Genomic DNA, 25,815 nt, shown 5'->3' with positions numbered 1-25,815 from the left:
CCGCGCCGCGGTCTGCCTGATCAACCGCGGTGCATTCATCGCCGGCAAGCCGTGCTCCTACAGGCATAGGGTGGTCCGGCATTGCGATTGAGGCCCAACGCCGTCTTGGCGCATTCACCATAACCCGCTAAATTCGAACCATCGCCCAGCAGGCCTGCATCCTTTCATGGCATCGACCTCGTTTCGTCAATCTTTGCGGCGCTTGTGGGCGCTGGATAAGTTCAGCTACAGCGTGCGGGTGTTCATCGCCCTGACCGGTGCCATGGCCCTGTGCTGGTTCCAGGACCAGATGACGCTGTTGATTCCCCTGTTCCTGGGCATCGTCGCCAGCGCCCTCGCTGAAACCGATGACAGTTGGCAGGGCCGCCTCAATGCCCTGGCGGTCACCCTGGTGTGTTTTACCGTCGCGGCCTTGTCCGTGGAGATGTTGTTCCCCTACCCCGTGATCTTTGTCTGCGCCCTGGCCCTGGCCAGCTTCGGCCTGACGATGCTGGGCGCCTTGGGTGAGCGATATGGCGCCATCGCTTCAGCCACCTTGATCCTGTCGGTCTACACCATGATCGGCGTCGATCAGCGCGGCGGCCAAGTCACCGACTTTTGGCATGAACCCTTGTTGCTGGTGGCAGGCGCGGCCTGGTACGGGCTGCTGTCGGTGCTCTGGCAGGCGATGTTTTCCAATCAGCCGGTGCAGCAGAGCCTGGCCCGGCTGTTTCGCGAGCTGGGTCGCTACCTCAAGTTCAAGGCCATGCTGTTCGAACCCATCCGCCAACTGGATGTGGAGGCCCGCCGCCTGGAGCTGGCGCGGCAAAACGGCCGGGTCGTGGCCGCACTCAATAACGCTAAAGAGATTATTCTGCACCGGGTGAGCAACGACCGCCCTGGCGCCAAGGTCAGTCGCTACCTGAAGCTGTACTTCCTGGCCCAGGACATCCACGAACGGGCCAGCTCCTCGCACTACCCCTACAACGCCCTGGCCGAGGCGTTTTTCCACAGCGATGTGCTGTTTCGCTGCCAGCGTCTGTTGCGCCAGCAAGGCATCCTCTGCCAAAAGCTCTCGGAGTCGATCCAACTGCGCCAACCCTTTGTCCGGGACGCCCACGTCGGTGAAGCACTGAACGATCTGCACGCTTCGCTCGAGCACTTGCGTATCCAAAGCAATCCGGCCTGGAAGGGGCTGCTGCGCTCGCTGCGAGCCCTGGCCGCCAACCTGGGCACCCTCGACCGACTGCTCGCCGATGCCAGCAATCCCGACGCGCTGGCGGAAGCTTCCGACAGCAGTCTGCTGGACCGCTCGCCACACAACCTGACCGATGTCTGGACGCGCCTGCGACAGCAACTGACACCCACCTCATTGCTGTTTCGCCATGCCCTGCGCCTGCCACTGGCCCTGGCGATCGGCTACGGCATGGTGCACCTGATTCACCCGACCCAGGGCTACTGGATCATGCTCACCACGCTGTTTGTCTGCCAGCCCAGCTATGGCGCCACGCGCCGTAAACTGGTGCAACGGATTTTCGGTACGGCCATCGGCCTGACCGTGGGCTGGGCGCTGTTCGACCTCTTCCCGCACACCACCATCCAGGCGTTGTTTGCCGTGGCTGCTGGCGTGGTGTTCTTCGTCAACCGCACCACTCGCTACACCCTGGCGACCGCCGCGATCACCCTGATGGTGCTGTTTTGCTTCAACCAGATCGGCGACGGCTACGGGCTGTTCCTGCCCCGCCTGATCGATACCTTGATCGGCAGCCTGATCGCAGGCCTGGCGGTATTCCTGTTCCTGCCCGACTGGCAAGGCCGCAAGCTCAACAAGGCGCTGGCCAACACCTTGAGCTGTAACAGCATCTACCTGCGCCAGATCATGCAGCAGTACGCCACGGGCAAAAGTGATGACCTGGCCTACCGCCTGGCCCGTCGCAACGCCCACAATGCTGACGCGGCGCTGTCGACCACGCTGTCCAACATGCTGATGGAGCCCGGCCATTTCCGTAAGGAAGCCGATGTGGGCTTTCGCTTCCTGGTGCTCTCGCACACTCTGCTCAGCTACCTTTCGGGCCTTGGCGCACACCGCGATGCCAGCCTGCCAGCACCGGTGCGCGAACAGCTGATCGAGGGTGCCGGCGAGCGTCTGGCCAACAGCATCGATGAGGTTGCCAGCAGCCTGGCCAACAAGCAGCCGGTCAGGGTCCAGAGTGATGAAGAGGAAGCATTGGCCACCGAGCTTGAGCAGATGCCTGAAGAGATCGACGAAAGCCAACGCCTGGTCCAGACTCAACTGGCGCTGATTTGCCGCCAACTCGGCCCGCTGCGCACCTTGGCAGCGCACTTGATCAAGGAGCCTGTGAGCTGAACCCGTCACGAGCCATAATCGCTTGACCCACATAGGCCCCATCAGGAAGACCCATGCCGATAACCTGGCTATGCAAACATCACACGGACCTTGGCAAAGAACAGCTCTACGCTGTGCTGCAACTGCGCACGCAGGTGTTCGTGGTCGAACAGAAATGCCCCTACCTTGAAGTCGATGGCCAGGACCTGGCGGGAGACACCTGCCATCTGATGGCCTGGAAAAACGACCGGCTGGTGGCCTATGTGCGCCTGCTCGACCCCGACTCCCAAGGCGGCGATGTGGTGATTGGACGCGTGGTCATCGCCGAGGACGTCCGCGGCCAGGGCCTTGGCCACGGGCTGATGGTGCAGGCATTGGAGCAGGCCCAGAAGCGCTGGCCGGGCGTGCCGATCTTCCTGTCAGCCCAGACGCACTTACAACGCTACTACGGCCGCTACGGATTCAAAGTGGCGGGCGAGGCGTATCTGGAAGACGGCATCCCCCACATCGGCATGCGCCGTGAAGCGGTTCAGGGGTAACCCAGCACCTGCTTGATCTGTACCAGATGGGTGGCGATCCACTGCTTGTCGATCGCCCCCCAGTCACGAATGCGGTAACTGCCCGCATGGTTGCGCAGCCCTTCCTGCTGTTCGAACTCACAGAGGATATCCAGGTCCGCCAGTGCGCCAATGGTGTCCTGGGCCGTACGCCGGGGCATACCTGTGTGCTCGGTGATGGCCGGCACGCTGGTCGCGGTCTGGCTGTCGATCAGCCAGGCCACGTAGAGGCGGCGATAGAAACTGCTCTTGGTCTTGCTGACTTCCATGGGGCATTCCTTGTCAATCGCTGGGCAGGTCGCGCCAGGTCAGGTAGACACGCAGGTCGAATTCCAGCTGGTGATAACCCGGCTGCATGTATTCGCAGAGTTGGTAGAACGCCTTGTTGTGATCGGCTTCTTTGAGGTGCGCGAGCTCGTGTACCACAATCATGCTCAGAAACTGTGGCGCGGCTTCCTTGAATAGCGAAGCGATGCGGATCTCTTTCTTGGCCTTGAGCTTGCCGCCTTGCACGCGCGATACCGCAGTGTGCAGACCGAGTGCGCGATGGGTAAGGTCCAGGCGGTTGTCGAACAACACTTTGTCCAGGTTCGGCGCATTGCGCAGGTGCTGCTGCTTGAGCGCCTGGACATAACTGTAGAGCGCCTTGTCGCTTTGTACCGCGTGGCGATCCGGGTAACGCTCGTGCAGGTAATCGCCCAGGCGCTTCTGGGCGATCAGGGAGCGAACCTGATCTTGCAAGGATTGTGGATAAGCTTGCAGGTACTTCAGCGCGGTCATGGCGAGAGTCGACTGGATAAAGCTGTCAGTCTACCCAACTTGGCGGTGGCGAACTATCGCAAGCCCCAGTCAAACCGCGAAGCAAATTCGCTGACGTCGTGCGCTGCCAGCGGGCGCGACACCCGTGGGCCCTGCACGTACTGGCAGCCATGGGCCCGCAACCATTGCACCTGAACGTTGTTGTCTACGCCTTCGGCAATCACCGTGATGCCATACTCGCGGCACAGCTCGATAATGCAGCGGGCCATGACGGCGTCCTCGGCAGAGTCGGGCAGCCGGGCAATCAATTGCCGGTCCAGCTTGACCACATCCAAGGGCAAGTCGCGCAGCAGGGTCAGGGAGCAGTTGCCCACGCCAAAATCATCCAGCGCCACCGTCACGCCCATCCCACGCAGACGCTGTATCTGCTTGTGAGCCTCTGGCTGGTTGTGCAGCAACGAGGTTTCACTGACCTCGATTTCCAGCTGCCAGGCCAGCAACTGATGATGGCTGATCACATCGCTCAATTGCTCGGCCAGGTTAGGCATGGCGAACTGTGCATTGCTCAGGCTCAGGCAGAGCTTCACGTCACTGGCAAACCGGCCCTGCCAGGCCTGCCGACACATGGCGCCCTGATCATAGATCCAACTGGCCAGGCGAGTGATCAACCGCGCCTCTTCAAGCAGTGGGATAAACAGCGAAGGCGCCACCTCGCCAACCGTCTGATGCTGCCAGCGCAACAGCGTCTCGAAGCCACGCAGGCAACCATTGCTCAGCGATACCTGCGGCACAAACTGCAAGTCGAAGTCTTTTTGTTCGATGGCGGTACGCAGGCTGGCCTCCAGCATCAACCGCGAGCGCGCACGCCCGTTCAAGTCCTGGTCATAAAAGCGGTACTGTTGACGCCCGGCCTGCTTGGCGGCGTACATCGCGGTGTCCGCCGCACGCAACAAGCCTTCCAGATTGGCGCCACATTCCGGGTAAGTGGCGATTCCGATGCTGACGCCCAGTATCACTTCTCGGCCGTCGATCTGCTGACAGATCGACATCCGTTCGATCAGCTTTTCCGCGACCTTGGCGGCGTGCTCAGGGTAATCGAGGTTCTCCAGCAAGGCCGTAAACTCATCACCGCCCAAGCGGCCAATGATGTCGTAGGGCCGCAAACAGTCCTTGAGTTGCTCGGCCACCCAACACAGCACCCGGTCACCGACATCGTGGCCCAATGAATCATTGATGCGCTTGAAGCCATCCAGGTCCAGATACAGCAACGCCTGGGTAGTACTCTGGCGATCATTGCGCACCAGCATACTTTCCACGGCCTGGTTGAACCCCCGCCGATTCAGCAAGCCGGTCAGCGGGTCGGTAACGGCCTGAAACTCCAGTTGTTCGTGAAGGTTTCGCACCACCGACATGTCCTGCACCGTGACCACCATGGCCCCCTGCTCAGCGGGCAAAGGCGCGCAGGAAAGCGACGCCGGTATTTGCTGGCCCGTGCTGGTGCGCAGTACAGCATCGTGCTGGCGCAAAATGCTGCGGTTAAGATATGCCCGGTAGAAATCCGACTCGCGCCAATCCGACACGGGCGGGGTGTGCAGGTAACTCAAGAGGTTGGTGCCTTGCAATGACTCATTCGGCATCCCCAGCAATCGAGAGATGGCCGGGTTGGCGAAGTTGATCCGGCCGTTCTCATCAACCACCAGAATGCCTTCGGCGGCGTTCTCCAACACCGAAGCGTTGAAGGCCCGCGCCACTTCAAGGTCTTGGGTCAAACGCTGCAGCGCCCGCCGGTTACGCTGATGCTCCAGCAACGCCTCGATCTTGGGCCGCAAAACCTGCGGGTCGAAAGGCTTGAACAGGTAGTCCACCGCACCACAGGCATAGCCGCGAAGCACGGCAGCGTGGGACTGCTCGTTGGCCGTGAGAAAAATGATTGGGGTCAGCCGCGTGCGCTGGCTGCCGCGCATCAGCCGAGCCACCTCAAAGCCGTCCATGCCGGGCATCTGCACATCGAGCAGGACCAGGTCCACTTCGTGTTCCAGCAATGTACCCAGGGCGTCCAACCCCGAAGCTGCGGTCAATACCTGCCAGTCATGACGCTCCAACAGGGCACGCATACTCAACAGGTTTTCGGGATAGTCATCGACTACCAATAAAACAGGACCTTGATCAGTCAGCTGTGGGTAAGCGCATTCCATGCTGCTTCTCATCTTTCTCGAGTATTGGTTTGAGAACTTGAACAGAAACTCTAGTCGGGAAAATTCGATTAGACGGCAAGGCACCTTGCCATCACCTGATAAACCTCGTTCTCCCCGACTAACGGTACTGCCCGCAACTCGCCAATCCATTGGCGTGCATTATTTAGCCATTAGGTTGGCGTCAACCTTTCGACGAAATGCCGTTAACAGTCGGCAAGCCAGCCGCTATAAAGAGCTCCCGAGACGGTCCGGGCCTTGGTGCCCTGGCCTGAAGTACGGCCCTCGCGGGCGCTTGACTGGAATCTGAAATGATCGATCTCGCCACCTGGAACCTCAGTGTTCCCACGGGCAATCCACCCGCCACCATCGACACCCCTCGTTTGGTAGAAGGCTTCAAGAACAAGTATTTCCATTCTGATACCGGCACCCTGTTTTTCTGGTCGCCGGTGACCGGCACCAAAACCGAAAACGCCATTTACCCGCGTACGGAGCTACGGGAAACCTACTCCAATGGCACCTTGCGCAACTGGACCTACGCCAGCGCCGACAACTTCCTGCGGGCGACACTGGCAGTCAATCAAGTGCCTTCCAGCGGCAAGATCGTGATCGGCCAGATCCACGCCTACAAAAGCACCCGGCCGCTGCTCAAGCTCGAGTATCAATACAAAACCACCACAAAGACCGGCAACATCGTCGCCAAGGTGCGAAACCGCCCGGATGATGAAGAAAGTCGAGTGATCGTCATCGCGCAAGGGATACCCCTGAACCAGGCATTCAAATACCTCATCCACTTGAGCCCGGGGGGCGCATTGGGTGTATCAGCCGCTAATGGTCATTGGGACAGCGCCATCAGCAAGACCTGGCGCGACAAGCTGTTGTACTTCAAGGCGGGGGTGTATACCCAGGACAATACCGGGTACACCAGCGAAGGCGGGATGGTGACGTTTTCGCAGCTGGACATCGACCACGACAAAATTTGAGATTAAAAAAACCCGCATTTCTGCGGGTTTTTTCGGGTCTTAGTTGACCTTGGCGTTCAGCTCGCCCTTGAGGTAACGCTGGTACATGCCTTCCAGGGAGATCGGCTTGATCTTGGAAGCGTTACCCGCAGTACCGAAGGCTTCGTAACGGGCGATGCAGACATCACGCATGGCGGTCACAGTGGCGCCGAAGAATTTGCGCGGGTCGAACTCGCTCGGGTTGGTGGCCATCAGGCGACGCATCGCACCGGTGGACGCCAGGCGCAGGTCGGTGTCGATGTTGACCTTGCGTACGCCGTACTTGATGCCTTCGACGATTTCTTCAACCGGTACGCCGTAGGTTTCTTTGATGTCGCCGCCGTACTGGTTGATGATCGCCAGCCACTCTTGCGGAACCGAGGAAGAACCGTGCATCACCAGGTGGGTGTTAGGGATGCGCTTGTGGATTTCCTTGATGCGGTCGATGGCCAGCACGTCACCGGTAGGTGGCTTGGTGAACTTGTAGGCGCCGTGGCTGGTGCCGATGGCGATGGCCAGGGCGTCGACCTGGGTCTTCTTGACGAAGTCAGCGGCTTCTTCTGGGTCGGTCAGCATCTGGCTGTGGTCCAGGATGCCTTCGGCGCCGATGCCGTCTTCTTCACCGGCCATGCCGGTTTCCAGCGAACCCAGGCAGCCCAGCTCGCCTTCAACCGAAACGCCGCAGGCGTGAGCCATGGCAACAGTCTGCTGAGTGACGCGCACGTTGTATTCGTAGTCGGTCGGGGTCTTGCCGTCTTCACCCAGCGAGCCGTCCATCATGACCGAGCTGAAGCCCAGCTGAATGGAGCGCTGGCAGACGTCAGGGCTGGTGCCGTGGTCCTGGTGCATGCACACCGGGATATGCGGGAATTCTTCAATGGCGGCCAGGATCAGGTGGCGCAGGAAAGGAGCACCTGCGTATTTGCGTGCACCGGCCGAAGCCTGGACGATCACCGGGGAGTCGGTCTTGTCAGCCGCTTCCATGATGGCGCGCATCTGCTCAAGGTTGTTGACGTTGAAAGCTGGAACGCCGTAGCCGAATTCAGCGGCGTGGTCCAGCATCTGGCGCATGCTAATGAGTGCCATTTTTTGTGTCTCTCCCAACGAAGGTCGTTAATTTGCAAGCCTGCCGCAGGGGCGGCCGCTATTCAAGTCGTGTAGACAGGCTACTGCCTGTCTGTGAATTTCTGTAGTGCGTTTGGCTCACGGACAACCGCGCGCTTTCTGCTGGTGGTCGGCGTCATATTTCTCAAGGTTTTCAGGCCCTGCACGCTTGTTGATGACCGGTGCGGTTTCCGCTTGCCAATCAGACTGGTAGCAGCCGCCTTGCGAGCGTGCTTCATCCTTCTGTGGAGCAGGCTGCGAGGATCCGCAGCCGCCCAGCAATCCGATGACGATTAACAGCGGCAATGCCTTGACCATCAGGACGCTCCCTTTGCCGTGTGCCGATCGATTCAGGCCTTGGCCCGTTGTTCCAGCACTTCGACCGCTGGCAGTACCTTGCCTTCGACAAACTCCAGGAACGCGCCACCACCGGTAGAAATGTAGGAGATGTCAGACGACACGCCATATTTGTCGATGGCCGCCAGGGTGTCACCACCGCCGGCAATGGAGAAGGCATCACTCTGGGCGATCGCTTTGGCCAGGGTTTTGGTGCCGTTGCCGAATTGGTCGAATTCGAACACGCCCACCGGGCCGTTCCACAGGATAGTCTTGGACGTCTTCAGCAGTTCTGCGAACTGCTCGGCAGTTTTCGGGCCGATGTCCAGGATCATGTCGTCATCGGCAACGTCGGCAATCGACTTGACGGTAGCCACAGCGCTTTCAGCAAATTCCTTGGCAACCACCACGTCAACTGGCAGCGGTACGTTGACCTTGGCAGCGATGGCCTTGGCGGTTTCAACCAGGTCCGGTTCGTACAGCGACTTGCCGACCTTGTAACCGGCTGCGGCCAGGAAGGTGTTGGCAATGCCGCCGCCCACGATCAGCAGGTCGCAGATCTGGCTCAGGCTGTTGAGCACGTCCAGTTTGGTCGAGACCTTGGAGCCGGCAACGATGGCAGCCATCGGCTTGGCCGGAGCGCCCAGGGCCTTGCCCAATGCGTCCAGTTCGGCAGCCAGCAGCGGGCCTGCGGCAGCTACTTTGGCGAACTTGGCCACGCCGTGGGTCGAGCCCTCGGCACGGTGGGCCGTACCGAAAGCGTCCATCACGAACACATCGCACAGCGCCGCGTATTGCTGGGCCAGCTCGTCGGCGTTCTTTTTCTCGCCCTTATTGAAGCGCACGTTCTCGAACAGAACGATGTCGCCGGCCTTGACGTCAACACCGCCCAGGTAATCGGCAACCAGTGGAACGTCACGACCCAAGGCCTTGCTCAGGTAGTCAGCCACAGGCTTGAGGCTGTTTTCGGCACTGAACTCGCCTTCGACAGGACGGCCCAGGTGCGAGCACACCATTACCGCCGCGCCTTTTTCCAGCGCCAGCTTGATGGTCGGCAGCGAAGCAAGGATACGCGCATCGCTGGTCACCACACCGTCCTTCACAGGAACGTTGAGGTCTTCGCGAATCAATACGCGCTTACCTTGCAGATCGAGGTCGGTCATCTTCAACACGGTCATAATGCAATCCTTCGGGGCCGTTACGGTTTTTGCAAGCTGGGTTGATGAATGACGTGCAGAAAGTGCTCTGCCACGTCGAGCATGCGATTGGCGAAACCCCATTCGTTGTCGAACCAGGCCAGCAGGTTCACCAGCCGTGGGCCGGAGACGCGGGTTTGACTGGCATCGACGATGGCCGAATGAGGGTCATGGTTAAAGTCACAACTGGCGTGCGGCAACTCAGTGTAGGCCAGCAGGCCTTTGAGCGGGCCGCTGGCTGCCGCTCCACGGAGCACCCGGTTGACCTCGGCCGCGTCGGTGTCACGAGCGGTCTGCAGGGTGATGTCCAGACACGAGACGTTCACGGTCGGCACACGTACCGCTTTGGCCTGAATTCGGCCAGCAAGTTCCGGGAGCAGGCGTTCGATGCCACGCGCCAGACCAGTGGACACCGGAATCACCGACTGGAAGGCCGAGCGCGTGCGGCGCAGGTCTTCGTGGTGATAGGCATCGATGACCGGCTGATCGTTCATGGCCGAGTGAATCGTGGTGATCGACACATACTCAAGGCCGAAGGCCTGATCGAGAATGCGCAGCAACGGCACGCCACAGTTGGTGGTACAGGAAGCGTTGGACACCAGCCGCTCCTGGCCGGTCAGGTCATCCTGGTTGATGCCGTAGACGATGGTGGCGTCCACGTCGGCCTCGCTGGCCATCGGCTGGGAGAACAGCACCCGCGGGGCACCGGCATCGAGGAAGCGCTGGCCCTCTTCGCGGGTGTTGTAGGCGCCGGAGCACTCCAGCACCAGGTCGATACCCAGGGAGGCCCAGTCGATGCCCTCGGGGGTGGCGCTGCGCAAGACTTTGATGCAGTCGCCATTGATAAGCAGGTTGTCACCCTCCATTCGCACCTCGCCGGGAAACCGGCCATGGGTGGAATCGAAGCGTGTCAAATATTCGAGACTGGCCTGATCGGCCAGATCGTTAAGCGCGACAATTTCAAACCCGGCCTTTTCCCCGCGTTCAACCAGTGCACGCAAGACACAACGGCCGATCCGGCCGTAGCCGTTCAGAGCAACTTTGTAGGGACGCGGTTGAGGCATGGGGTTCTCGATTACCGGGGTGAAATTCAGGATTTGGGGTGCCTGTGCGGGCCCTATCGCGGCGGTGCGGCGTTCCGACAAGCCCGGCTCCTACAGTAGGAGCCGGGCTTGCCCGCGATGAGGCCCGCCCAGACAACACAAGATCCAGACTTAGTCTTCCAGCAGTTCTTCAGCCTGACCCAGGATGTTTTCCAGGGTGAAACCGAACTCTTCGAACAGCGCCGAGGCAGGTGCCGATTCGCCGTAGGTGGTCATGCCGATCACGCGGCCTTCCAGGCCCACGTACTTGTACCAGTAGTCGGCGTGAGCGGCTTCGATGGCGATCCGCGCGCCCACTTGCAGAGGCAGTACTTCCTGCTTATAGCCAGCATCCTGGGCATCAAAGACGGTGGTGCAAGGCATGGAAACCACGCGCACCTTGCGGCCTTGCTCGGTCAGTTTGTCGAAGGCTTGCACGGCCAGGCCGACTTCGGAACCGGTGGCGATCAGGATCAGCTCAGGCTCGCCCGCGCAGTCCTTCAGCACATAACCACCGCGGCTGACGTTGGCGATCTGGCCAGCATCACGGTCCTGGTGCTGCAGGTTCTGACGCGAGAAGATCAGCGCCGAAGGGCCGTCCTTGCGCTCCAGCGCGTGCTTCCAGGACACGGCCGATTCGACCGCATCGCAAGGGCGCCAGGTGTCCAGGTTCGGCGTGGTACGCAGGCTGGTCAGTTGCTCGATCGGCTGGTGAGTCGGGCCGTCTTCGCCCAGGCCAATGGAGTCGTGGGTGTAGACGTGGATAACGCGCAGCTTCATCAGTGCCGACATGCGCACCGCGTTGCGAGCGTATTCCATGAACATCAGGAAAGTCGCGCCGTAAGGCACCAGGCCACCATGCAGGGCCACGCCGTTCATGATCGCGGTCATGCCGAACTCGCGAACGCCGTAGTACATGTAGTTGCCGTTGGCGTCTTCAGCGCTGACACCCTTGCAGCCTTTCCACAGGGTCAGGTTGGAACCGGCCAGGTCCGCCGAGCCGCCGAGGAATTCTGGCAGCAGCGGGCCGAAGGCGTTCAGGGTGTTCTGGCTGGCTTTACGGCTGGCGATGGTTTCGCCCTTGGCAGCCACTTCAGCGATGTAGGCATCGGCTTTTTCGGAGAAGTCGGCCGGCAGATCGCCGCTCAGGCGACGGACCAATTCATTGGCCAGCTCCGGGAAAGCAGCGGAGTAGGCCGCGAAACGCTGGTCCCACTCGGCTTCGGCGGCAGCACCGGATTCCTTGGCGTCCCACTCGGCATAGATGTCAGCCGGGACTTCGAACGGGCCATGGTTCCAGTCCAGCTCTTTGCGGACCAGGGCGATTTCGTCATTACCCAGCGGAGCGCCGTGGCAATCTTCCTTGCCCTGTTTGTTGGGCGAACCAAAACCAATGATGGTCTTGCAGCAGATCAGGGTCGGCTGCGCGCTCTTGCGGGCGGTTTCGATAGCGGTCTTGATTTCTTCCGGGTCGTGACCGTCGACATTGCGGATCACTTGCCAGTTGTAGGATTCAAAACGCTTAGGCGTGTCATCAGTGAACCAGCCTTCGACTTCACCGTCGATGGAGATGCCGTTGTCGTCATAGAAGGCGATCAACTTGCTCAGGCCCAGGGTGCCGGCCAGGGAAGCCACTTCGTGGGAGATCCCTTCCATCATGCAGCCATCACCCAGGAACACATAGGTGTGGTGGTCGACGATGTTGTGGCCTTCACGGTTGAACTGAGCACCCATGACCTTTTCGGCAAGGGCGAAGCCCACGGCGTTGGCCAGGCCCTGGCCCAGCGGGCCGGTGGTGGTTTCAACACCTGGGGTGTAGCCGAGTTCCGGGTGGCCTGGGGTGCGGCTGTGCAGCTGGCGGAAGCTCTTCAGATCGTCGATGGTGACGTCGTAGCCGGTCAGGTGCAGCAGCGAATAGATGAGCATCGAACCATGGCCATTGGACATCACGAAGCGGTCGCGGTCGGCGAATTTCGGGTTGCTCGGGTTGTGCTTCAAATAATCACGCCAAAGTACTTCGGCGATATCCGCCATGCCCATTGGGGCACCGGGATGGCCGCTGTTGGCTTTTTGCACGGCATCCATGCTGAGGGCACGAATGGCGTTGGCACGCTCACGACGGCTTGGCATCGCTGATCTCCTAGGGCTTAAAAGTAGTACGGCAGAAAAAAGACGCGCATTTTCGCCCACTCCGAGCCCTCGGGGCAATGACGGATAGTCGCAGGCGCACTATTTTCCTGCACCGATGGCCCGAATCACCAGAATGTCTGCGATTTGGACCGTGCCGCAGCAGATTCGGCTCCGCCCATCGCGCAATATCAAAAAGTTTTGATATTGCCCTTGCGAGCCAGCCGCCCCCTCACTAGACTGCCGCCCCATGAACCTGCGCGTACCCTCGATTGGCCACCCCTACAGCGATCAGCTGGCTGCCCTGTGCAAAGCCGGCGGCGACCCGCTGCGGCTCAAGGTGCTGCGGGTGTTGGCCAGCGATTCGTACGGTGTGCTGGAGTTGGCGCAGATATTTGCCATGGGCCAGTCCGGCATGAGCCATCACCTCAAGGTGTTGGCCCAGTCTGACCTTGTGGCGACGCGCCGCGAGGGCAATGCGATTTTCTATCGTCGCGCCCTGCCCAATACCGTCCAGCTGGGCGGCAAGCTGCATTGCGCACTGCTCGAAGAAGTCGACAGCCTCGACTTGCCCCTGGACGTGCTGGCGCGCATCAGCCAGGTCCAGCAGCAACGCGCTGCAACCAGCCAGGACTTCTTCGAGCGCGTCGAGGAAAAATTTCGCGCCCAGCAGGACTTGATCGCTGGGCTGCCGCAGTACCGTGAAAGCCTGCTGGCGCTGCTCGACAAACTGAGTTTTGGCCCCGATGCCTGCGCTCTGGAAGTCGGCCCCGGCGACGGCGGTTTCCTGCCGGAGCTGGCGCGCCGCTTCAGCCATGTCTGGGCGCTGGACAACAGCCCGGCCATGCTTGAGCTGGCCCGCCAGGTGTGCCAGCGCGAAACGTTGAACAATGTCACCCTGCAACTGGCCGATGCCTTGGGCGAGTTGCAACTGGAGGCCGATTGCGTGGTGCTGAACATGGTCTTGCACCATTTCAGCGCGCCGGATCAGGCTTTGCGCCAGCTGGCTAACCGGGTCAAGCCCGGGGGCAGCCTGCTGGTCACCGAATTGTGCAGCCACGACCAGAGCTGGGCCCGACAGGCCTGTGGAGATCTCTGGCTGGGGTTCGAACAGGAAGACTTGGCCCGTTGGGCCACCGCCGCCGGGCTGATTCCCGGTGACAGCCTCTATGTAGGCTTGCGTAACGGTTTCCAGATACAGGTTCGCCATTTCCGGCGAACGACTGGCGACACTCACCATCGGTAAATTTAGGAACCCGTCGAGATGAGCGAATATTCCCTTTTCACCTCCGAGTCCGTGTCCGAAGGGCATCCAGACAAAATCGCCGACCAGATTTCTGACGCGGTACTGGACGCTATCATCGCGCAAGACAAATTCGCCCGCGTCGCCTGCGAAACCCTGGTGAAAACCGGCGTCGCGATCATCGCTGGCGAAGTCACCACGTCGGCCTGGGTCGATCTGGAAGAAATCGTTCGTAAAGTCATCGTCGACATTGGCTATAACAGCTCCGAAGTCGGCTTCGACGGTGCCACGTGCGCGGTGATGAACATCATCGGCAAACAGTCGGTCGACATCGCCCAGGGCGTGGATCGCAGCAAGCCAGAAGACCAGGGCGCCGGCGACCAGGGCCTGATGTTCGGCTACGCCAGCAACGAAACCGACGTACTGATGCCTGCACCGATCTGCTTCTCGCACCGCCTGGTCGAGCGCCAGGCCGAAGCGCGCAAGTCCGGCCTGCTGCCGTGGCTGCGCCCGGACGCCAAGTCCCAAGTCACCTGCCGCTACGAAAACGGCCGCGTGGTGGGCATCGACGCTGTTGTGCTGTCGACCCAGCACAACCCGGAAGTCTCGCAAAAAGACCTGCGTGAAGCGGTCATGGAGCTGATCGTCAAGCACACCCTGCCTGCCGAACTGCTGCACAAAGACACCCAGTTCCACATCAACCCAACGGGCAACTTCATCATCGGTGGCCCGGTAGGCGACTGCGGCCTGACCGGTCGCAAGATCATCGTCGACACCTACGGTGGCATGGCCCGTCACGGCGGTGGCGCGTTCTCGGGTAAAGACCCGTCCAAGGTTGACCGTTCGGCCGCCTACGCCGGTCGCTACGTGGCCAAGAACATCGTTGCCGCGGGCCTCGCCGAGCGCTGCGAAATCCAGGTTTCCTACGCCATCGGAGTCGCCCAGCCGACGTCGATCTCGTTGAACACCTTCGGCACCGGCAAGCTGTCCGATGACAAGATCATCCAGCTGGTGCGCGAGCATTTCGACCTGCGCCCTTACGCGATCACCACCATGCTCGACCTGCTGCACCCGATGTACCAGGCGACCGCTGCCTACGGCCACTTCGGTCGTACCCCGGTCGAGATGACTGTCGGCGACGACACCTTCACCGCGTTCACCTGGGAACGTACCGACCGCGCCGAAGCCCTGCGCATCGCTGCTGGCCTGTAATCCTCTGTAAAAGCTTCACGGTCGGGCCGGATCACCGGCTTGACCGTGCATAGCACCCTCACCGAAACATCGCCTCATCAAGTTGCGCTGCAGCATCGCTCAGGTGTTCCTAGGCTACGGGTTCCCTCCCCGAGTAAGGACACTCGCCATGCCCAGTCCCTGGATAGGCTTGCTGCTTCTATGGGCCTTCAGCGCCCAAGCCGCCAACTGCCCGAACGCCCTGTCAACCGAGCAGGTTTCTCGGCACATCACCCAGCTCACTGAACGCCTGGAGCAGTGGGACGATCAATACCACCGCCTCGGTGTCTCGCAAGTCCCGGACGAGCTTTACGACCAAACCCGCGCTCGGCTCAACAAATGGCTACGCTGTTTCCCCGGCACCGGCCAGACACCTCCCGACCCGTTGAAAACAGCAGCCGGCCCAATCCCGCACCCCGTTGCCCACACCGGCCTTAAAAAGCTGGAAAACGCCAAGGCTGTCGAAGACTGGCTGCGCTATCGAAAGGAGGTCTGGATTCAGCCCAAGGTCGATGGTGTGGCCGTCACGGCTGTCTACCAGGCAGGTCGCCTGACGCAACTGATCAGCCGCGGCAATGGCCGTCATGGCCACGACTGGAGCCGGCACATCCCCCTGCTCTCGGGGCTCAACCGGCAGTTGCCCGAGCCTGTCGACCTGGTCATGCAGGGCGAGCTGTACCTGTCTCTGGAAGACCATATCCAGGCCAAGGCGGGCGGGATCAATGCCCGCAGCAAAGTTGCCGGGCTGATGGCACGCAAACAACTGACCACCACCGAAGGGGCGAACTTGGGTCTGTTCGTCTGGGACTGGCCCCAAGGCCCAGCGACGCAGCTGGAGCGCCTGAGCCGCTTGAGTGAGTTGGGTTTTGTCGAGCCGGTGCTCTACAGCGTCAAGGTCGACGATCTGTCCGAAGCCGCAAGGTGGCGCGACCGCTGGTATCGCTCGCCCCTGCCGTTTGCCACTGACGGTGTGGTGCTGCGTGAAAGCCGCCGCCCACCCGCCCAACGCTGGCGAGCCGCTGAGCCGTACTGGGCCGCGGCCTGGAAATACCCCTTCGCCCAGGCACAAGCTTACGTGCGCAAGGTGCAGTTCAATGTAGGACGCACTGGGCGTATCACACCCATGCTGAGCGTTACGCCTGTACAACTGGATGACCGCCAAGTCCGGCAGGTCAGCCTCGGCTCGCTCAAGCGTTGGCAACAACTGGATATTCGCCCTGGCGATCAGGTCAGCATCAGCCTGGCCGGTGCCACCATCCCGCGCCTGGACGCCGTGATCGAACGCCGCGAACCTCGACTCGAAGTCACCCCGCCTGCCCCCGGCACTTACCATGCCTTGAGTTGCTGGACACCAAGCGCTGGCTGCGAGAGCCAGTTTCTGGCCCGCCTGAACTGGTTGGGCGGCAAGCAGGGCCTGGCGATCCCCAACGTCGGGCCGGGTACTTGGCAAATCTTGATCGACAGCGGCCGCATCAATGGTCTGGCTGACTGGCTGATGCTCGATGCGCAAGACCTGATGCAAATCCCAGGCATCGCGCAAGCCACCCGCGAGTCACTGCTCGAAAGCTTTCGAAATACTCGGCAACAACCTTTCCAGCGCTGGCTCAAGGGGCTCGGCGTACCTGCACCGCATGATCCAGACCCGGACGCTTTATGGTCACAACTGGCCACGCGCACCTTGGCGCAGTGGCAAGCGCAGCCGGGTATCGGCGCCGGCCGCGCCGCGCAACGGGTGGCATTTTTCAACGACCCGAATGTCGTCGCGCTCAGTGAGCAATTACGCCAAGCGCAAATCCAGGGTTTCTAATTTTGCGTTATCCCGGCACCATCTCCACCAGAGATGCCGATCCAACAGGAGCGGCCTGAGTGAACAACCGCGAGCGCCACGCCCCTGTGCGTGGCCTGGTCAGTATGGAGCCACCATGACCCTGTTTTCCCGCCTTGCTTTGATTGCCGCCTGTGGGCTGCTGGCCACCCACCTGTCTGCCGCCGAAGAGCAACCGGGCCTGACCGGATGCGCAGCCAAGCGCCAGGCCATCAGCACGCAACTTGAGCAGGCGCGCGCCGCAGGCAACAGCGAGCAGGTGTCCGGCCTTGAGAAGGCCCTGAGCGAAGTCAGCGCCAACTGCACCGACGCGTCGCTGAAAAGGGAACGTGAAAACAAGGTGCTCGAAGCCCGCCACGAGGTCGGCAAACGTCAGGCCGACCTGGACAAAGCCATGAAAAAAGGCGACGCCGAGAAGATCAATACGCGCAAGGACAAGCTCGCCGAGTCGCGCAAGGAACTGCAACAGGCGCTGGACGAGCTGGACAAGTAAGTCGCCAACGCCCCCGACTCAATGGTCGCGAAATTCCTTGTGGCAGGCCTTGCAGCTGTCTTCGACTTTCTGCATGGGCGCCGCCAGGGCACCGGCCTTGAGCGGTTGCTGTCGGGTAGCAATCACCAAATCAGCGGTGGCGGACTCAAGCGACTGGGCAAGCGTTTGAAAGCGCGCCTGCTTTTGCCAGACCTCAGCCTTGGCGCTGGTGTGGTCCGCCTCCTTGACCGAAGGGAAGTGTTTCCACGGCTCACGCGACAACCTGTCGAGCTTGACCGCGCCGTCGGCAAATTGCTGCCCATCGAAGGCCAGCCGACCCCGCAGCATGCCACCCAGGTCTTCACTGGTCTTGAGCATTTGTTTGAAGATGGTTTTGCGCTGTCCCAGTGGCGAATGGGGGTCCACGCCGCCGCACGCGGTGAGGGCCAGACAAGCCAGTACAACGATGGTCACTCTTTTCAAGATCATGATGGCTTAAGGTTCAGGAATCGGCCGCCAGTATCCCTGCGTCACTCGAAAAGACCAATAGCCTTATTAATGATAGGGGTTGAACGCGGCAGTCGACCGCAACCCCGCAAGGAACTCACCCATGAATACCCCGCTGCGCCGCCTGCTCTGGGCCGCCCCGATCATCGCCTTGCTCGCCGGCTGCAATGGCAGCGAACAAAAACCTGCCACCCATGCCATCGCCACCTATAAACAAGGCACCTGGGAAGATCTACCCGCCGTCAGTGATAACGACCTGCTGGCCGGCTTCGGTTCCTGGCGCAGCGCTTGTACGCGCTTGAAAAACGACCCGACCTGGGGACCATCATGCGCAGCGGCAGCGGGTGTTGCACAAACACCGGTGGCCATTCGCGAATTTCTGAAGTCGCAACTGCAGGTCTACGGCCTGCAATCGGCGGATGGCAATGCCAATGGCTTGATCACCGGCTATTACGAGCCAGTGTACAAGGGCAGCCTCACCGCCACCCCCAAAGCCTCGGTGCCGGTCTACGGCGTACCGGACGATTTGGTTGTGGTCGCACTGGACAGCGTCTACCCCGAACTCAAGGGCAAGCGCCTGCGCGGGCGCCTGGAAGGCCGCGTACTCAAGCCCTACGACGATGCCGCTGCCATCAACAGCAAAGGCGCCAAGGCCCCCGTACTGGCCTGGCTGACCGACCCGATGGACCTGCAGTTCCTGCAAATCCAGGGTTCGGGCCGGATCCAGCTCGACAGTGGCCGGCAACTGCGTATCGGCTATGCCGACCAGAACGGCCACCCTTATCGGCCGATTGGTCGCTGGCTGGTCGAGCAGGGTCAGTTGAAGAAAGAAGAAGTGACCATGGGCAAGATTCACGACTGGGCGGCCGCCAACCCGAGCCGGGTCCCGGAACTGTTGGCCAGCAACCCGAGCTACGTTTTCTTCAGCACCCGCCCTGACAGCAACGAAGGCCCGCGGGGCTCCTTGAATGTGCCACTGACCGCCGGTTACAGCGTAGCGATCGACCGCAAGGTGATTCCGCTGGGCAGCCTTCTGTGGTTATCCACCACCCGCCCGGATGGCAGCAGCCTGGTTCGCCCGGTCGCCGCCCAAGACACCGGTGGCGCCATCACTGGCGAAGTGCGTGCAGATCTGTTCTGGGGCACTGGGCACGCCGCTGGCGAGCTGGCAGGAAACATGAAGCAGCAAGGGCAAATCTGGATGCTGTGGCCTAAGGGCGCGGCATTGCCGCAAGTGCCGCAGGTGGCCAATCCCTGAGGTTGGAGGGGTGGCGGCGTTGCCTTTGGGATTTTCAATTCCCGCAAAGCACTGAGGGGAGCCTAGGCTCCCCTCAAAGTTTGTCGCGTGCTCTTTATTTTTATTGAGGGGCGGCCTGTTGTTGTTTTTGTCGGCCGTGACCCTTTACCGCGTTCTTGGTGACCCCCATCCGGGGTCAAGAGCAAACGTATTTTTTTGATCGCTGATCTGCCTTCACCATCGCTGGTCCAACCGACTCGGGAGCTACCTTAGGGTAGTTTTGTTGTTCTCTGTCCGGCTGCGGGGCAAGCCCCTGGAGTGCAAAGCCTCTCCAAAAAAATCTGTTAGCTTCGTCTCTGTCGTGCTTGTTCTTGTTATGTCAGAGTCGTTTCATCTTGTTTTTATTGGGTTTGTCGCATTTATTGTTTTTGTTGTACAGAACCTATAGCAGGTCCCGTGCCAACTTTTAGAAACCCAATAAAAGCGGGGGGTTCAGCCAAAAGCCTCACGACCGAAGCCAAAAAACCCAAACGATTTGTTTCCGTGTTACCCGGTTTGCGAGGGAGAGGTGACAGCCTGCGGTAACAGAGGTGTGTAGGAGCAGACCTTGGTCGCGATGGCCACACCACGGTGTATCAGACAAACCGCGGCGCATTCATCGCAGCTAAAGCCGGCGCCTACCCTGACACCACAAACAAGCTGATGATCAGCCCCAGCCCCACAAACCACACCAGCGAACGCAGCATCGCCCAGTCCGCCAGATAGCAAATGATGTAAAGCAGGCGACTGGTGATAAACATCACCGCCAGCACGTCCAGGGTCACCTGTTCGGCGTTGCCGAGGATATCGGCAATGATCACCGCAGCGATAAACGCAGGCAGGATCTCGAAGCTGTTCAACTGCGCGGCATGGGCCCGCCTGGGGAACCCCTGGAGGCCTTCAAGAAAGGCGCGAGGGTCGTGGTTCTGGCGCAGGCCGAAGCCGGCACTGAGCTTGGCGGTCAGGGTGCAGACATAGGGCAGAAGCAGGGCAATCAGCACACACCAGAAGGCAACAGTCATTGGAAGCGTCCTTTTTCGATTGAAGAGTCAAAGCTTCATGATCAGCATGCCGATCAGTACCAGCCCACAGGCTAAGAGCCGTGGCCGGCCGAAAGGTTCTTTGAGGTAGCGCATCCCCATCAACACCACCAGAATCACGCTGACCTCACGCAAGGCTGCCGCCTCGGCGACTGAACCCAGCTGCATGGCCCACAACACCAGGGCGTAGCTGAGCAGCACACAAAACCCGACGCTGAGCCCCAGCCGCCACTGGGTTTGCCAGAACAGCACAAACGGCTTGCGCTTGGCCACCAAGGCCAGCAGCGGATAAGGCCAGGCACTGATCAACGTCAACCAGACCAAGTAATCCAAGGGTTGCGACCAAAGCCGGATCGCTTGCCCATCAAGCCAGGTGTAGCAACCGATACACAGGCCAATCAGCGCCACCACCGGCAGCATCGACCAGGGCAATCGATCGCCACCCCCACCCTGCCAAAGCAGGCAGAGCATGCCGAACGGGATCAATAAAATGCCGAGGATCTGTTGAGTGGTAAGCACCTCGCCTGCAAAGATCAGCGTCAAGGCCAGCACCACCAGCGGCGACAGCCCACGCATCAGCGGGTAGACCAGCCCCAGATCGCCTACCCGATAGGCCTGGATCAGCAAATAACGATAGAGCAATTCGAACGCTGCCGAGGCCAGCATCCAAGGCCAGATCTGCTGCGGCGGCACATCGACAAAGCCCACCATGGCCACCGCAAACAGCAGCGCGACCGAGTCCATGCTGGCGATCACCAGCAGGCGCTCGGCGCTGAATTTGATCAAGGTATTCCAGGTCGCATGCAAGAGCGCCGCGACCAACACAAGCCCGGTTGCTACCACGCCACAATCCTTATTGAATCTGCTCAAAGCCGTAAAGGGCTTCGAACTCTACCGATCTTTTTCTGTGCTGACTGCAACGCCGTGGCTCATAAAGGGTCAACGCCATCACGATTTCTGTGCCTTGGGCGTGTTGGCGGGGCATCAAACCCTTGCCCGACCCCTTCGGGCACTCATTTAGAACCTCACAGGAGCCCGGATGCTTGAGCTAGTCGCCGCCTTTATTTGCCTTACCACGCTGCTCACTTATGTGAACTACCGCTTTATCGGCCTGCCGCCCACTATCGGTGTCATGGTCACCGCACTGCTGTTCTCCCTCATCTTGCAATGCCTGAGCCTGCTCGGGTTCCCCGGCCTTGAAGATCGGGTGCAAAGCCTGATCGGCCAGATAGACTTCAACGATGTGCTGATGCATTGGATGCTGTCGTTCCTGCTATTTGCCGGCGCCTTGCACGTCAACCTTGCGGACCTGCGCAACTACCGTTGGCCCATCGGCCTGCTGGCGACCTTCGGTGTGCTGATCGCCACGGTGGTGATCGGGTATCTGGCGCAGTGGATCTTTGCCTTGTTCGGCTGGCACGTCAGCCTGTTGTATTGCCTGCTGTTCGGCGCCTTGATTTCCCCGACCGATCCGATTGCAGTGCTCGGCGTGCTGCGTACCGCCAACGCGTCCAAGCCGCTCAAGACCACCATCGTGGGTGAATCACTGTTCAATGACGGTACCGCCGTCGTGGTGTTTACCGTACTGCTGGGTATCGCGCAGTTGGGCGAAACCCCCACCGTTTCCGAGACCGCCATGCTGTTTGCCCGCGAAGCCGTCGGGGGTGCAGTGTTCGGTGGTGTGATCGGTTATCTGGTCTATCGGATGATCAAGAGCATCGAGCAGTACCAGATCGAGGTCATGCTGACGCTGGCACTGGTCATCGGAGGGTCGGCGATGGCTTACGAAATGCACGTTTCGGCACCGATCGCGATGGTGGTTGCCGGGCTGGTCATCGGCAACCTGGGCCGCAACCTGGCGATGAACGAGATGACTCGCCGCTATCTGGACGGCTTCTGGGAACTGCTCGACGACATGCTCAACGCCCTGTTGTTCGCCCTGATCGGCCTTGAGCTGTTGCTGTTGCCGTTCTCCTGGATGCATGTGGCCGCCGCCAGCCTGCTGGCCGTGGCAATCTTGCTGTCTCGGTGGTTGACGGTGGCACCGGCGATCATGCTGCTGCGTCGGCGGCGCAGCGTGCCGCGCGGCACCATCCGGGTACTGACCTGGGGTGGCTTGCGCGGCGGTGTGTCGGTGGCCCTGGCCCTGGCCCTGCCCCTTGGGCCAGAGCGTGACCTGCTGTTGAGCATCACTTATATCGTGGTGCTGTCTTCGATCCTGCTGCAGGGCTTGAGCATCGGCCGGCTAGTGCGGGGGGTTGCAGAGCCGGCTTGAAGTCAGCTCTCTGCGTCGAACTGATCCTCGATGTACTTGATTTCAGTTCGGCCATGGGCCGCTGGCAGACCATCCTCACCGAGATTGACGAAGACCATTTTGTCGACGGTGAGGATGCTCTTGCGGGTGATCTTGTTGCGTACTTCGCACATCAGGGTGATGGAGGTACGACCAAACTCGGTGGCGGTGATGCCCAGCTCGATGATGTCGCCCTGGCGCGAGGCACTGACAAAATTGATCTCCGATATGTATTTGGTCACTACCCGCTGGTTGCCTAGCTGGACGATGGCGTAGATGGCCGCTTCTTCGTCGATCCAGCGCAGCAGGCTGCCGCCGAACAGTGTGCCGTTGGGGTTAAGGTCTTCAGGCTTGACCCATTTGCGGGTATGAAAATTCATGTTCACTCCTGACCTTCTTTGCCATAGATGCCCTGAATAATGGCAGACGTTGGTCGATCGCTCCATTGGTCATCGACTATGGTCTCAATAGCGCTGCGCGGCTATAATCGCCACCGTTTCAAAACGGTCATCATCACTTGATACCGTTCCCGCCACCTGTCCGAGGGGCGCTGCAGCAGGTTCGACCTGTCAGGCTCGGATGGGGCGTTGTCCGCACAGGCTAACCTTGCGGGCCTTAAACGCACAACGGCGCCCATTCGCACACTACGAATGGAGGCTCTATATGAGCGCTGTAAACACGCCTGCAGGTTTTACCGATTACAAAGTCGCCGACATGTCCCTGGCTGCCTGGGGCCGTCGCGAAACCATCATTGCCGAATCGGAAATGCCTGCGCTGATGGGCCTGCGCCGTAAATACGCCGGTGAGCAACCGCTCAAGGGCGCGAAGATCCTTGGCTGCATCCACATGACCATTCAGACCGCCGTGCTGATCGAAACCCTGGTTGCCCTGGGTGCCGAAGTTCGCTGGTCGTCTTGCAACATTTTCTCCACCCAAGACCAGGCCGCTGCTGCCATCGCCGCTGCCGGCATCCCAGTATTCGCCTGGAAAGGCGAGACTGAAGAAGAGTACGAGTGGTGCATCGAGCAGACCATCCTCAAGGACGGTCAGCCATGGGACGCCAACATGGTGCTGGACGACGGCGGTGACCTGACCGAAATCCTGCACAAGAAATACCCGGCCATGCTGGAAAAAATCCACGGCGTGACCGAAGAGACCACCACCGGCGTGCACCGCCTGCTGGACATGCTGGCCAAAGGCGAGCTGAAAATCCCGGCCGTCAACGTCAACGACTCGGTCACCAAGAGCAAGAACGACAACAAGTACGGCTGCCGTCACAGCCTGAACGATGCCATCAAGCGTGGTACCGACCACCTGCTGTCCGGCAAGCAAGCGCTGGTGATCGGCTACGGTGACGTGGGCAAGGGCTCGGCCCAGTCCCTGCGCCAGGAAGGCATGATCGTCAAGGTCACCGAAGTTGACCCGATCTGCGCCATGCAAGCCTGCATGGACGGCTTCGAAGTGGTTTCGCCCTTCAAGGACGGTATCAACGACGGCACCGAAGCGAGCATCGATGCAGCCTTGCTGGGCAAGATCGACCTGATCGTGACCACGACCGGTAACGTCAACGTCTGCGACGCCAACATGCTCAAGGCCCTGAAAAAGCGTGCCGTGGTGTGCAACATTGGCCACTTCGACAACGAAATCGACACCGCTTTCATGCGCAAGAACTGGGCATGGGAAGAGGTCAAGCCGCAGGTGCACAAGATCCACCGTACCGGCGCTGGCGATTTCGATCCGCACAACGACGACTACCTGATCCTGCTGGCCGAAGGCCGTCTGGTGAACCTGGGTAACGCCACTGGCCACCCAAGCCGGATCATGGACGGCTCCTTCGCCAACCAGGTACTGGCGCAGATCCACCTGTTCGCCCAGAAGTACGCCGATTTGTCGGCTGCCGACAAGGCCGAGCGCTTGACCGTTGAAGTACTGCCCAAGAAGCTGGACGAAGAAGTGGCCCTGGAAATGGTCCGCGGCTTTGGCGGCGTAGTGACTCAGCTGACCCCGAAACAGGCCGAGTACATCGGCGTGACCGTGGAAGGCCCATTCAAGCCAAACGCCTACCGCTATTGATCGGCTGTCCCCAACTGCCGTAGGAGCAGAGTTTACTCGCGATGGCATCGCCGCGGTCTATCCAGATACCGCGGTGATGCCATCGCGGGTAAACCCGGCTCCTACAGGGTTTTTCAGACAGACCGCATCGATAACATTGCCGGCAAGCCGTGCTCCTACAGGATACGACCATGTCCCAAGAACGTCGCTACAGCTTCGAATTCTTCCCGACCAAGACCGACGCTGGCCACGAAAAACTGCTCGCCACTGCTCGTCAGCTGGCCAGCTACAATCCCGATTTCTTCTCCTGCACCTACGGTGCCGGTGGCTCGACCCGCGACCGCACGCTCAATACCGTGCTGCAGCTGGAAAGCGAAGTCAAAGTCCCAGCGGCTCCGCACCTGTCGTGCGTGGGTGACAGCAAGGATGACCTGCGTTCCCTGTTGGCCGAATACAAGGCGGCGGGTATCCGTCGAATCGTTGCCCTGCGTGGCGACCTGCCGTCGGGCATGGGGATAGCCAGTGGCGAGCTGCGCTATGCCAACGAACTGGTCAGCTTCATTCGTGAAGAGACCGGCGACCACTTCCATATCGAAGTTGCCGCCTACCCGGAAATGCACCCCCAGGCCCGCAACTTCGAAGACGATATCAACAACTTCGTCCGCAAGGCCCAGGCTGGCGCCAACAGCGCGATCACCCAGTACTTCTTCAACGCCGACAGTTATTTCTACTTTCTGGAACGCGTACAGAAGGCTGGCATCGACATTCCAGTGGTGCCGGGGATCATGCCGATCACCAACTACAGCAAGCTGGCGCGCTTCTCCGATGCCTGCGGTGCGGAAATCCCGCGCTGGATCCGCAAGCAACTGGAAGCCTACGGCGATGACGTGAAGAGCATCCAGGCGTTTGGCGAACAGGTCATCACCGACATGTGCGAGCAACTGCTGCAAGGCGGCGCACCAGGCCTGCACTTCTACACGCTGAACCAGGCGGATCCGAGCCTGGCGATCTGGAACAACCTCAAGCTGCCTCGCTGAACATGATTTTCGACTGTAGGAGCCGAGCTTGCTCGCGATGAACACGCTGCGGTATGCCTGATGTACCGCGGTGGGCCATCGCAGGCAAACCTAGCTCCTACAGGTTTTTTTGTGAGCCCGTTCCGAGAGATAAGGCGTGTATCTCACCCTTTACATTTGA

At 60.4% G+C, this 25,815-nt stretch carries 23 protein-coding genes and 1 riboswitch; of the genes, 11 read left to right on the top strand and 12 right to left on the bottom strand.

The annotated features are described in order from the left end of the window. Positions 1-166 precede the first annotated feature (166 nt). A complete protein-coding gene (yccS, locus tag AC3IX4_RS01370) occupies positions 167-2,347 on the top strand; it encodes a YccS family putative transporter (protein WP_489258909.1) in 2,181 nt (726 codons plus the stop codon). A gap of 53 nt (positions 2,348-2,400) precedes the next feature. Next, on the top strand, positions 2,401-2,865 hold the full coding sequence (locus AC3IX4_RS01365) for a GNAT family N-acetyltransferase (protein WP_489258908.1): 465 nt from the start codon (positions 2,401-2,403) through the stop codon (positions 2,863-2,865). Here the strand turns inward: AC3IX4_RS01365 and AC3IX4_RS01360 are convergent. The 3 genes from AC3IX4_RS01360 to AC3IX4_RS01350 are packed head-to-tail and all read right to left on the bottom strand — an operon-like array spanning position 2,856 to position 5,837. Then, positions 2,856-3,152: a winged helix-turn-helix domain-containing protein gene (locus tag AC3IX4_RS01360; RefSeq protein ID WP_489258907.1), complete on the bottom strand. Its 297-nt coding sequence runs from the start codon at positions 3,150-3,152 to the stop codon at positions 2,856-2,858. The genes AC3IX4_RS01365 and AC3IX4_RS01360 overlap by 10 nt on opposite strands. A 13-nt stretch (positions 3,153-3,165) precedes the next feature. Beyond that, the gene (locus AC3IX4_RS01355; protein ID WP_489258906.1) at positions 3,166-3,663 is read right to left on the bottom strand and encodes a M48 metallopeptidase family protein; all 498 of its coding nucleotides are present in this window, start codon (positions 3,661-3,663) and stop codon (positions 3,166-3,168) included. A 53-nt stretch (positions 3,664-3,716) separates the two neighbouring features. Next, positions 3,717-5,837 (bottom strand): putative bifunctional diguanylate cyclase/phosphodiesterase, encoded by a 2,121-nt coding sequence (locus AC3IX4_RS01350; protein ID WP_489258905.1) that lies wholly within the window; start codon positions 5,835-5,837, stop codon positions 3,717-3,719. 308 nt (positions 5,838-6,145) lie between these two features. Here AC3IX4_RS01350 and AC3IX4_RS01345 point away from each other — a divergent pair, with 308 nt between their 5' ends. Continuing rightward, the gene (locus AC3IX4_RS01345; RefSeq protein ID WP_489258904.1) at positions 6,146-6,817 is read left to right on the top strand and encodes a polysaccharide lyase family 7 protein; all 672 of its coding nucleotides are present in this window, start codon (positions 6,146-6,148) and stop codon (positions 6,815-6,817) included. A gap of 39 nt (positions 6,818-6,856) precedes the next feature. Here the strand turns inward: AC3IX4_RS01345 and fba are convergent, their stop codons facing one another. The 5 genes from fba to tkt all read right to left on the bottom strand — a co-directional run bounded on the left by fba (position 6,857) and on the right by tkt (position 12,683). After that, complete coding sequence (gene fba, locus AC3IX4_RS01340; RefSeq protein WP_489258903.1) at positions 6,857-7,921, bottom strand: class II fructose-bisphosphate aldolase; 1,065 nt, start codon at positions 7,919-7,921, stop codon at positions 6,857-6,859. A gap of 117 nt (positions 7,922-8,038) precedes the next feature. Further along, positions 8,039-8,257 carry a hypothetical protein gene (locus AC3IX4_RS01335; RefSeq protein ID WP_489258902.1) on the bottom strand — a complete coding sequence of 73 codons (219 nt, stop codon included), beginning with the start codon at positions 8,255-8,257 and terminating at the stop codon, positions 8,039-8,041. 32 nt (positions 8,258-8,289) lie between these two features. Beyond that, positions 8,290-9,453, bottom strand: a complete 1,164-nt coding sequence (locus AC3IX4_RS01330) for a phosphoglycerate kinase (RefSeq protein ID WP_489258901.1) — start codon at positions 9,451-9,453, stop codon at positions 8,290-8,292. A 20-nt stretch (positions 9,454-9,473) separates the two neighbouring features. Beyond that, entirely contained in the window at positions 9,474-10,535 is a 1,062-nt protein-coding gene (epd, locus tag AC3IX4_RS01325; protein ID WP_489258900.1) for an erythrose-4-phosphate dehydrogenase, read from the bottom strand. A 150-nt stretch (positions 10,536-10,685) separates the two neighbouring features. Next, positions 10,686-12,683, bottom strand: coding sequence for a transketolase (gene tkt / locus AC3IX4_RS01320; RefSeq protein WP_489258899.1), 1,998 nt, complete (start codon positions 12,681-12,683; stop codon positions 10,686-10,688). A 247-nt stretch (positions 12,684-12,930) separates the two neighbouring features. Here tkt and AC3IX4_RS01315 point away from each other — a divergent pair, with 247 nt between their 5' ends. From AC3IX4_RS01315 to AC3IX4_RS01300, 4 genes are all read left to right on the top strand, one after another. Next, positions 12,931-13,926 (top strand): ArsR/SmtB family transcription factor, encoded by a 996-nt coding sequence (locus AC3IX4_RS01315; protein WP_489258898.1) that lies wholly within the window; start codon positions 12,931-12,933, stop codon positions 13,924-13,926. Positions 13,927-13,944: 18 nt separating this feature from the next. Further along, positions 13,945-15,135: a methionine adenosyltransferase gene (gene metK / locus AC3IX4_RS01310; protein ID WP_489258897.1), complete on the top strand. Its 1,191-nt coding sequence runs from the start codon at positions 13,945-13,947 to the stop codon at positions 15,133-15,135. Between the two features lie 148 nt (positions 15,136-15,283). Beyond that, positions 15,284-16,960, top strand: coding sequence for an NAD-dependent DNA ligase LigB (ligB, locus tag AC3IX4_RS01305; protein WP_489258896.1), 1,677 nt, complete (start codon positions 15,284-15,286; stop codon positions 16,958-16,960). A gap of 115 nt (positions 16,961-17,075) precedes the next feature. Then, a complete protein-coding gene (locus tag AC3IX4_RS01300; protein ID WP_489258895.1) occupies positions 17,076-17,471 on the top strand; it encodes a DUF1090 domain-containing protein in 396 nt (131 codons plus the stop codon). Positions 17,472-17,489: 18 nt separating this feature from the next. Here AC3IX4_RS01300 and AC3IX4_RS01295 read toward each other — a convergent pair whose 3' ends face one another. Beyond that, complete coding sequence (locus AC3IX4_RS01295; protein ID WP_489258894.1) at positions 17,490-17,939, bottom strand: c-type cytochrome; 450 nt, start codon at positions 17,937-17,939, stop codon at positions 17,490-17,492. A gap of 121 nt (positions 17,940-18,060) precedes the next feature. Between AC3IX4_RS01295 and mltA the strand changes: the two genes are divergently transcribed. Further along, on the top strand, positions 18,061-19,215 hold the full coding sequence (gene mltA / locus AC3IX4_RS01290) for a murein transglycosylase A (protein ID WP_489258893.1): 1,155 nt from the start codon (positions 18,061-18,063) through the stop codon (positions 19,213-19,215). Positions 19,216-19,871: 656 nt separating this feature from the next. On the opposite strand, the gene AC3IX4_RS01285 is transcribed toward mltA, so the two are convergent. Beyond that, positions 19,872-20,255, bottom strand: coding sequence for an MAPEG family protein (locus tag AC3IX4_RS01285; protein ID WP_489258892.1), 384 nt, complete (start codon positions 20,253-20,255; stop codon positions 19,872-19,874). A gap of 27 nt (positions 20,256-20,282) precedes the next feature. Continuing rightward, on the bottom strand, positions 20,283-21,116 hold the full coding sequence (locus tag AC3IX4_RS01280) for an EamA family transporter (RefSeq protein ID WP_489258891.1): 834 nt from the start codon (positions 21,114-21,116) through the stop codon (positions 20,283-20,285). Between the two features lie 196 nt (positions 21,117-21,312). Here AC3IX4_RS01280 and AC3IX4_RS01275 point away from each other — a divergent pair, with 196 nt between their 5' ends. Beyond that, complete coding sequence (locus AC3IX4_RS01275; RefSeq protein WP_489258890.1) at positions 21,313-22,548, top strand: cation:proton antiporter; 1,236 nt, start codon at positions 21,313-21,315, stop codon at positions 22,546-22,548. Between the two features lie 2 nt (positions 22,549-22,550). Here AC3IX4_RS01275 and AC3IX4_RS01270 read toward each other — a convergent pair whose 3' ends face one another. Further along, entirely contained in the window at positions 22,551-22,946 is a 396-nt protein-coding gene (locus AC3IX4_RS01270; protein WP_489258889.1) for an acyl-CoA thioesterase, read from the bottom strand. 156 nt (positions 22,947-23,102) lie between these two features. Continuing rightward, positions 23,103-23,208: riboswitch (S-adenosyl-L-homocysteine riboswitch) on the top strand. Positions 23,209-23,229: 21 nt separating this feature from the next. On the opposite strand from AC3IX4_RS01270, the gene ahcY reads away from it, so the two are divergent. Both ahcY and metF read left to right on the top strand, forming a co-directional pair. Further along, a complete protein-coding gene (ahcY, locus tag AC3IX4_RS01265) occupies positions 23,230-24,639 on the top strand; it encodes an adenosylhomocysteinase (protein ID WP_489258888.1) in 1,410 nt (469 codons plus the stop codon). A gap of 170 nt (positions 24,640-24,809) precedes the next feature. Beyond that, positions 24,810-25,655 carry a methylenetetrahydrofolate reductase [NAD(P)H] gene (metF, locus tag AC3IX4_RS01260; RefSeq protein WP_489258887.1) on the top strand — a complete coding sequence of 282 codons (846 nt, stop codon included), beginning with the start codon at positions 24,810-24,812 and terminating at the stop codon, positions 25,653-25,655. Positions 25,656-25,815 lie beyond the last annotated feature (160 nt).

The organism is Pseudomonas sp. KH_021 (genome assembly GCF_057838865.1).
This window is presented reverse-complemented; position numbering and strand designations above follow the sequence as displayed.

What these genes read in the sequence shown, in the direction of transcription:
- metF (WP_489258887.1), top strand. Translation starts at nt 24,810, where the DNA reads ATGTCCCAAGAACGTCGCTACAGCTTCGAATTCTTCCCGACCAAGACC.
- AC3IX4_RS01365 (WP_489258908.1), top strand. Translation starts at nt 2,401, where the DNA reads ATGCCGATAACCTGGCTATGCAAACATCACACGGACCTTGGCAAAGAA.
- metK (WP_489258897.1), top strand. Translation starts at nt 13,945, where the DNA reads ATGAGCGAATATTCCCTTTTCACCTCCGAGTCCGTGTCCGAAGGGCAT.
- AC3IX4_RS01330 (WP_489258901.1), bottom strand. Translation starts at nt 9,453, where the DNA reads ATGACCGTGTTGAAGATGACCGACCTCGATCTGCAAGGTAAGCGCGTA.
- AC3IX4_RS01275 (WP_489258890.1), top strand. Translation starts at nt 21,313, where the DNA reads ATGCTTGAGCTAGTCGCCGCCTTTATTTGCCTTACCACGCTGCTCACT.
- ligB (WP_489258896.1), top strand. Translation starts at nt 15,284, where the DNA reads ATGCCCAGTCCCTGGATAGGCTTGCTGCTTCTATGGGCCTTCAGCGCC.
- yccS (WP_489258909.1), top strand. Translation starts at nt 167, where the DNA reads ATGGCATCGACCTCGTTTCGTCAATCTTTGCGGCGCTTGTGGGCGCTG.
- AC3IX4_RS01345 (WP_489258904.1), top strand. Translation starts at nt 6,146, where the DNA reads ATGATCGATCTCGCCACCTGGAACCTCAGTGTTCCCACGGGCAATCCA.
- epd (WP_489258900.1), bottom strand. Translation starts at nt 10,535, where the DNA reads ATGCCTCAACCGCGTCCCTACAAAGTTGCTCTGAACGGCTACGGCCGG.
- AC3IX4_RS01285 (WP_489258892.1), bottom strand. Translation starts at nt 20,255, where the DNA reads ATGACTGTTGCCTTCTGGTGTGTGCTGATTGCCCTGCTTCTGCCCTAT.
- AC3IX4_RS01270 (WP_489258889.1), bottom strand. Translation starts at nt 22,946, where the DNA reads ATGAATTTTCATACCCGCAAATGGGTCAAGCCTGAAGACCTTAACCCC.
- mltA (WP_489258893.1), top strand. Translation starts at nt 18,061, where the DNA reads ATGAATACCCCGCTGCGCCGCCTGCTCTGGGCCGCCCCGATCATCGCC.
- AC3IX4_RS01355 (WP_489258906.1), bottom strand. Translation starts at nt 3,663, where the DNA reads ATGACCGCGCTGAAGTACCTGCAAGCTTATCCACAATCCTTGCAAGAT.
- ahcY (WP_489258888.1), top strand. Translation starts at nt 23,230, where the DNA reads ATGAGCGCTGTAAACACGCCTGCAGGTTTTACCGATTACAAAGTCGCC.
- fba (WP_489258903.1), bottom strand. Translation starts at nt 7,921, where the DNA reads ATGGCACTCATTAGCATGCGCCAGATGCTGGACCACGCCGCTGAATTC.
- AC3IX4_RS01335 (WP_489258902.1), bottom strand. Translation starts at nt 8,257, where the DNA reads ATGGTCAAGGCATTGCCGCTGTTAATCGTCATCGGATTGCTGGGCGGC.
- AC3IX4_RS01360 (WP_489258907.1), bottom strand. Translation starts at nt 3,152, where the DNA reads ATGGAAGTCAGCAAGACCAAGAGCAGTTTCTATCGCCGCCTCTACGTG.
- AC3IX4_RS01315 (WP_489258898.1), top strand. Translation starts at nt 12,931, where the DNA reads ATGAACCTGCGCGTACCCTCGATTGGCCACCCCTACAGCGATCAGCTG.
- tkt (WP_489258899.1), bottom strand. Translation starts at nt 12,683, where the DNA reads ATGCCAAGCCGTCGTGAGCGTGCCAACGCCATTCGTGCCCTCAGCATG.
- AC3IX4_RS01300 (WP_489258895.1), top strand. Translation starts at nt 17,076, where the DNA reads ATGACCCTGTTTTCCCGCCTTGCTTTGATTGCCGCCTGTGGGCTGCTG.
- AC3IX4_RS01295 (WP_489258894.1), bottom strand. Translation starts at nt 17,939, where the DNA reads ATGATCTTGAAAAGAGTGACCATCGTTGTACTGGCTTGTCTGGCCCTC.
- AC3IX4_RS01350 (WP_489258905.1), bottom strand. Translation starts at nt 5,837, where the DNA reads ATGGAATGCGCTTACCCACAGCTGACTGATCAAGGTCCTGTTTTATTG.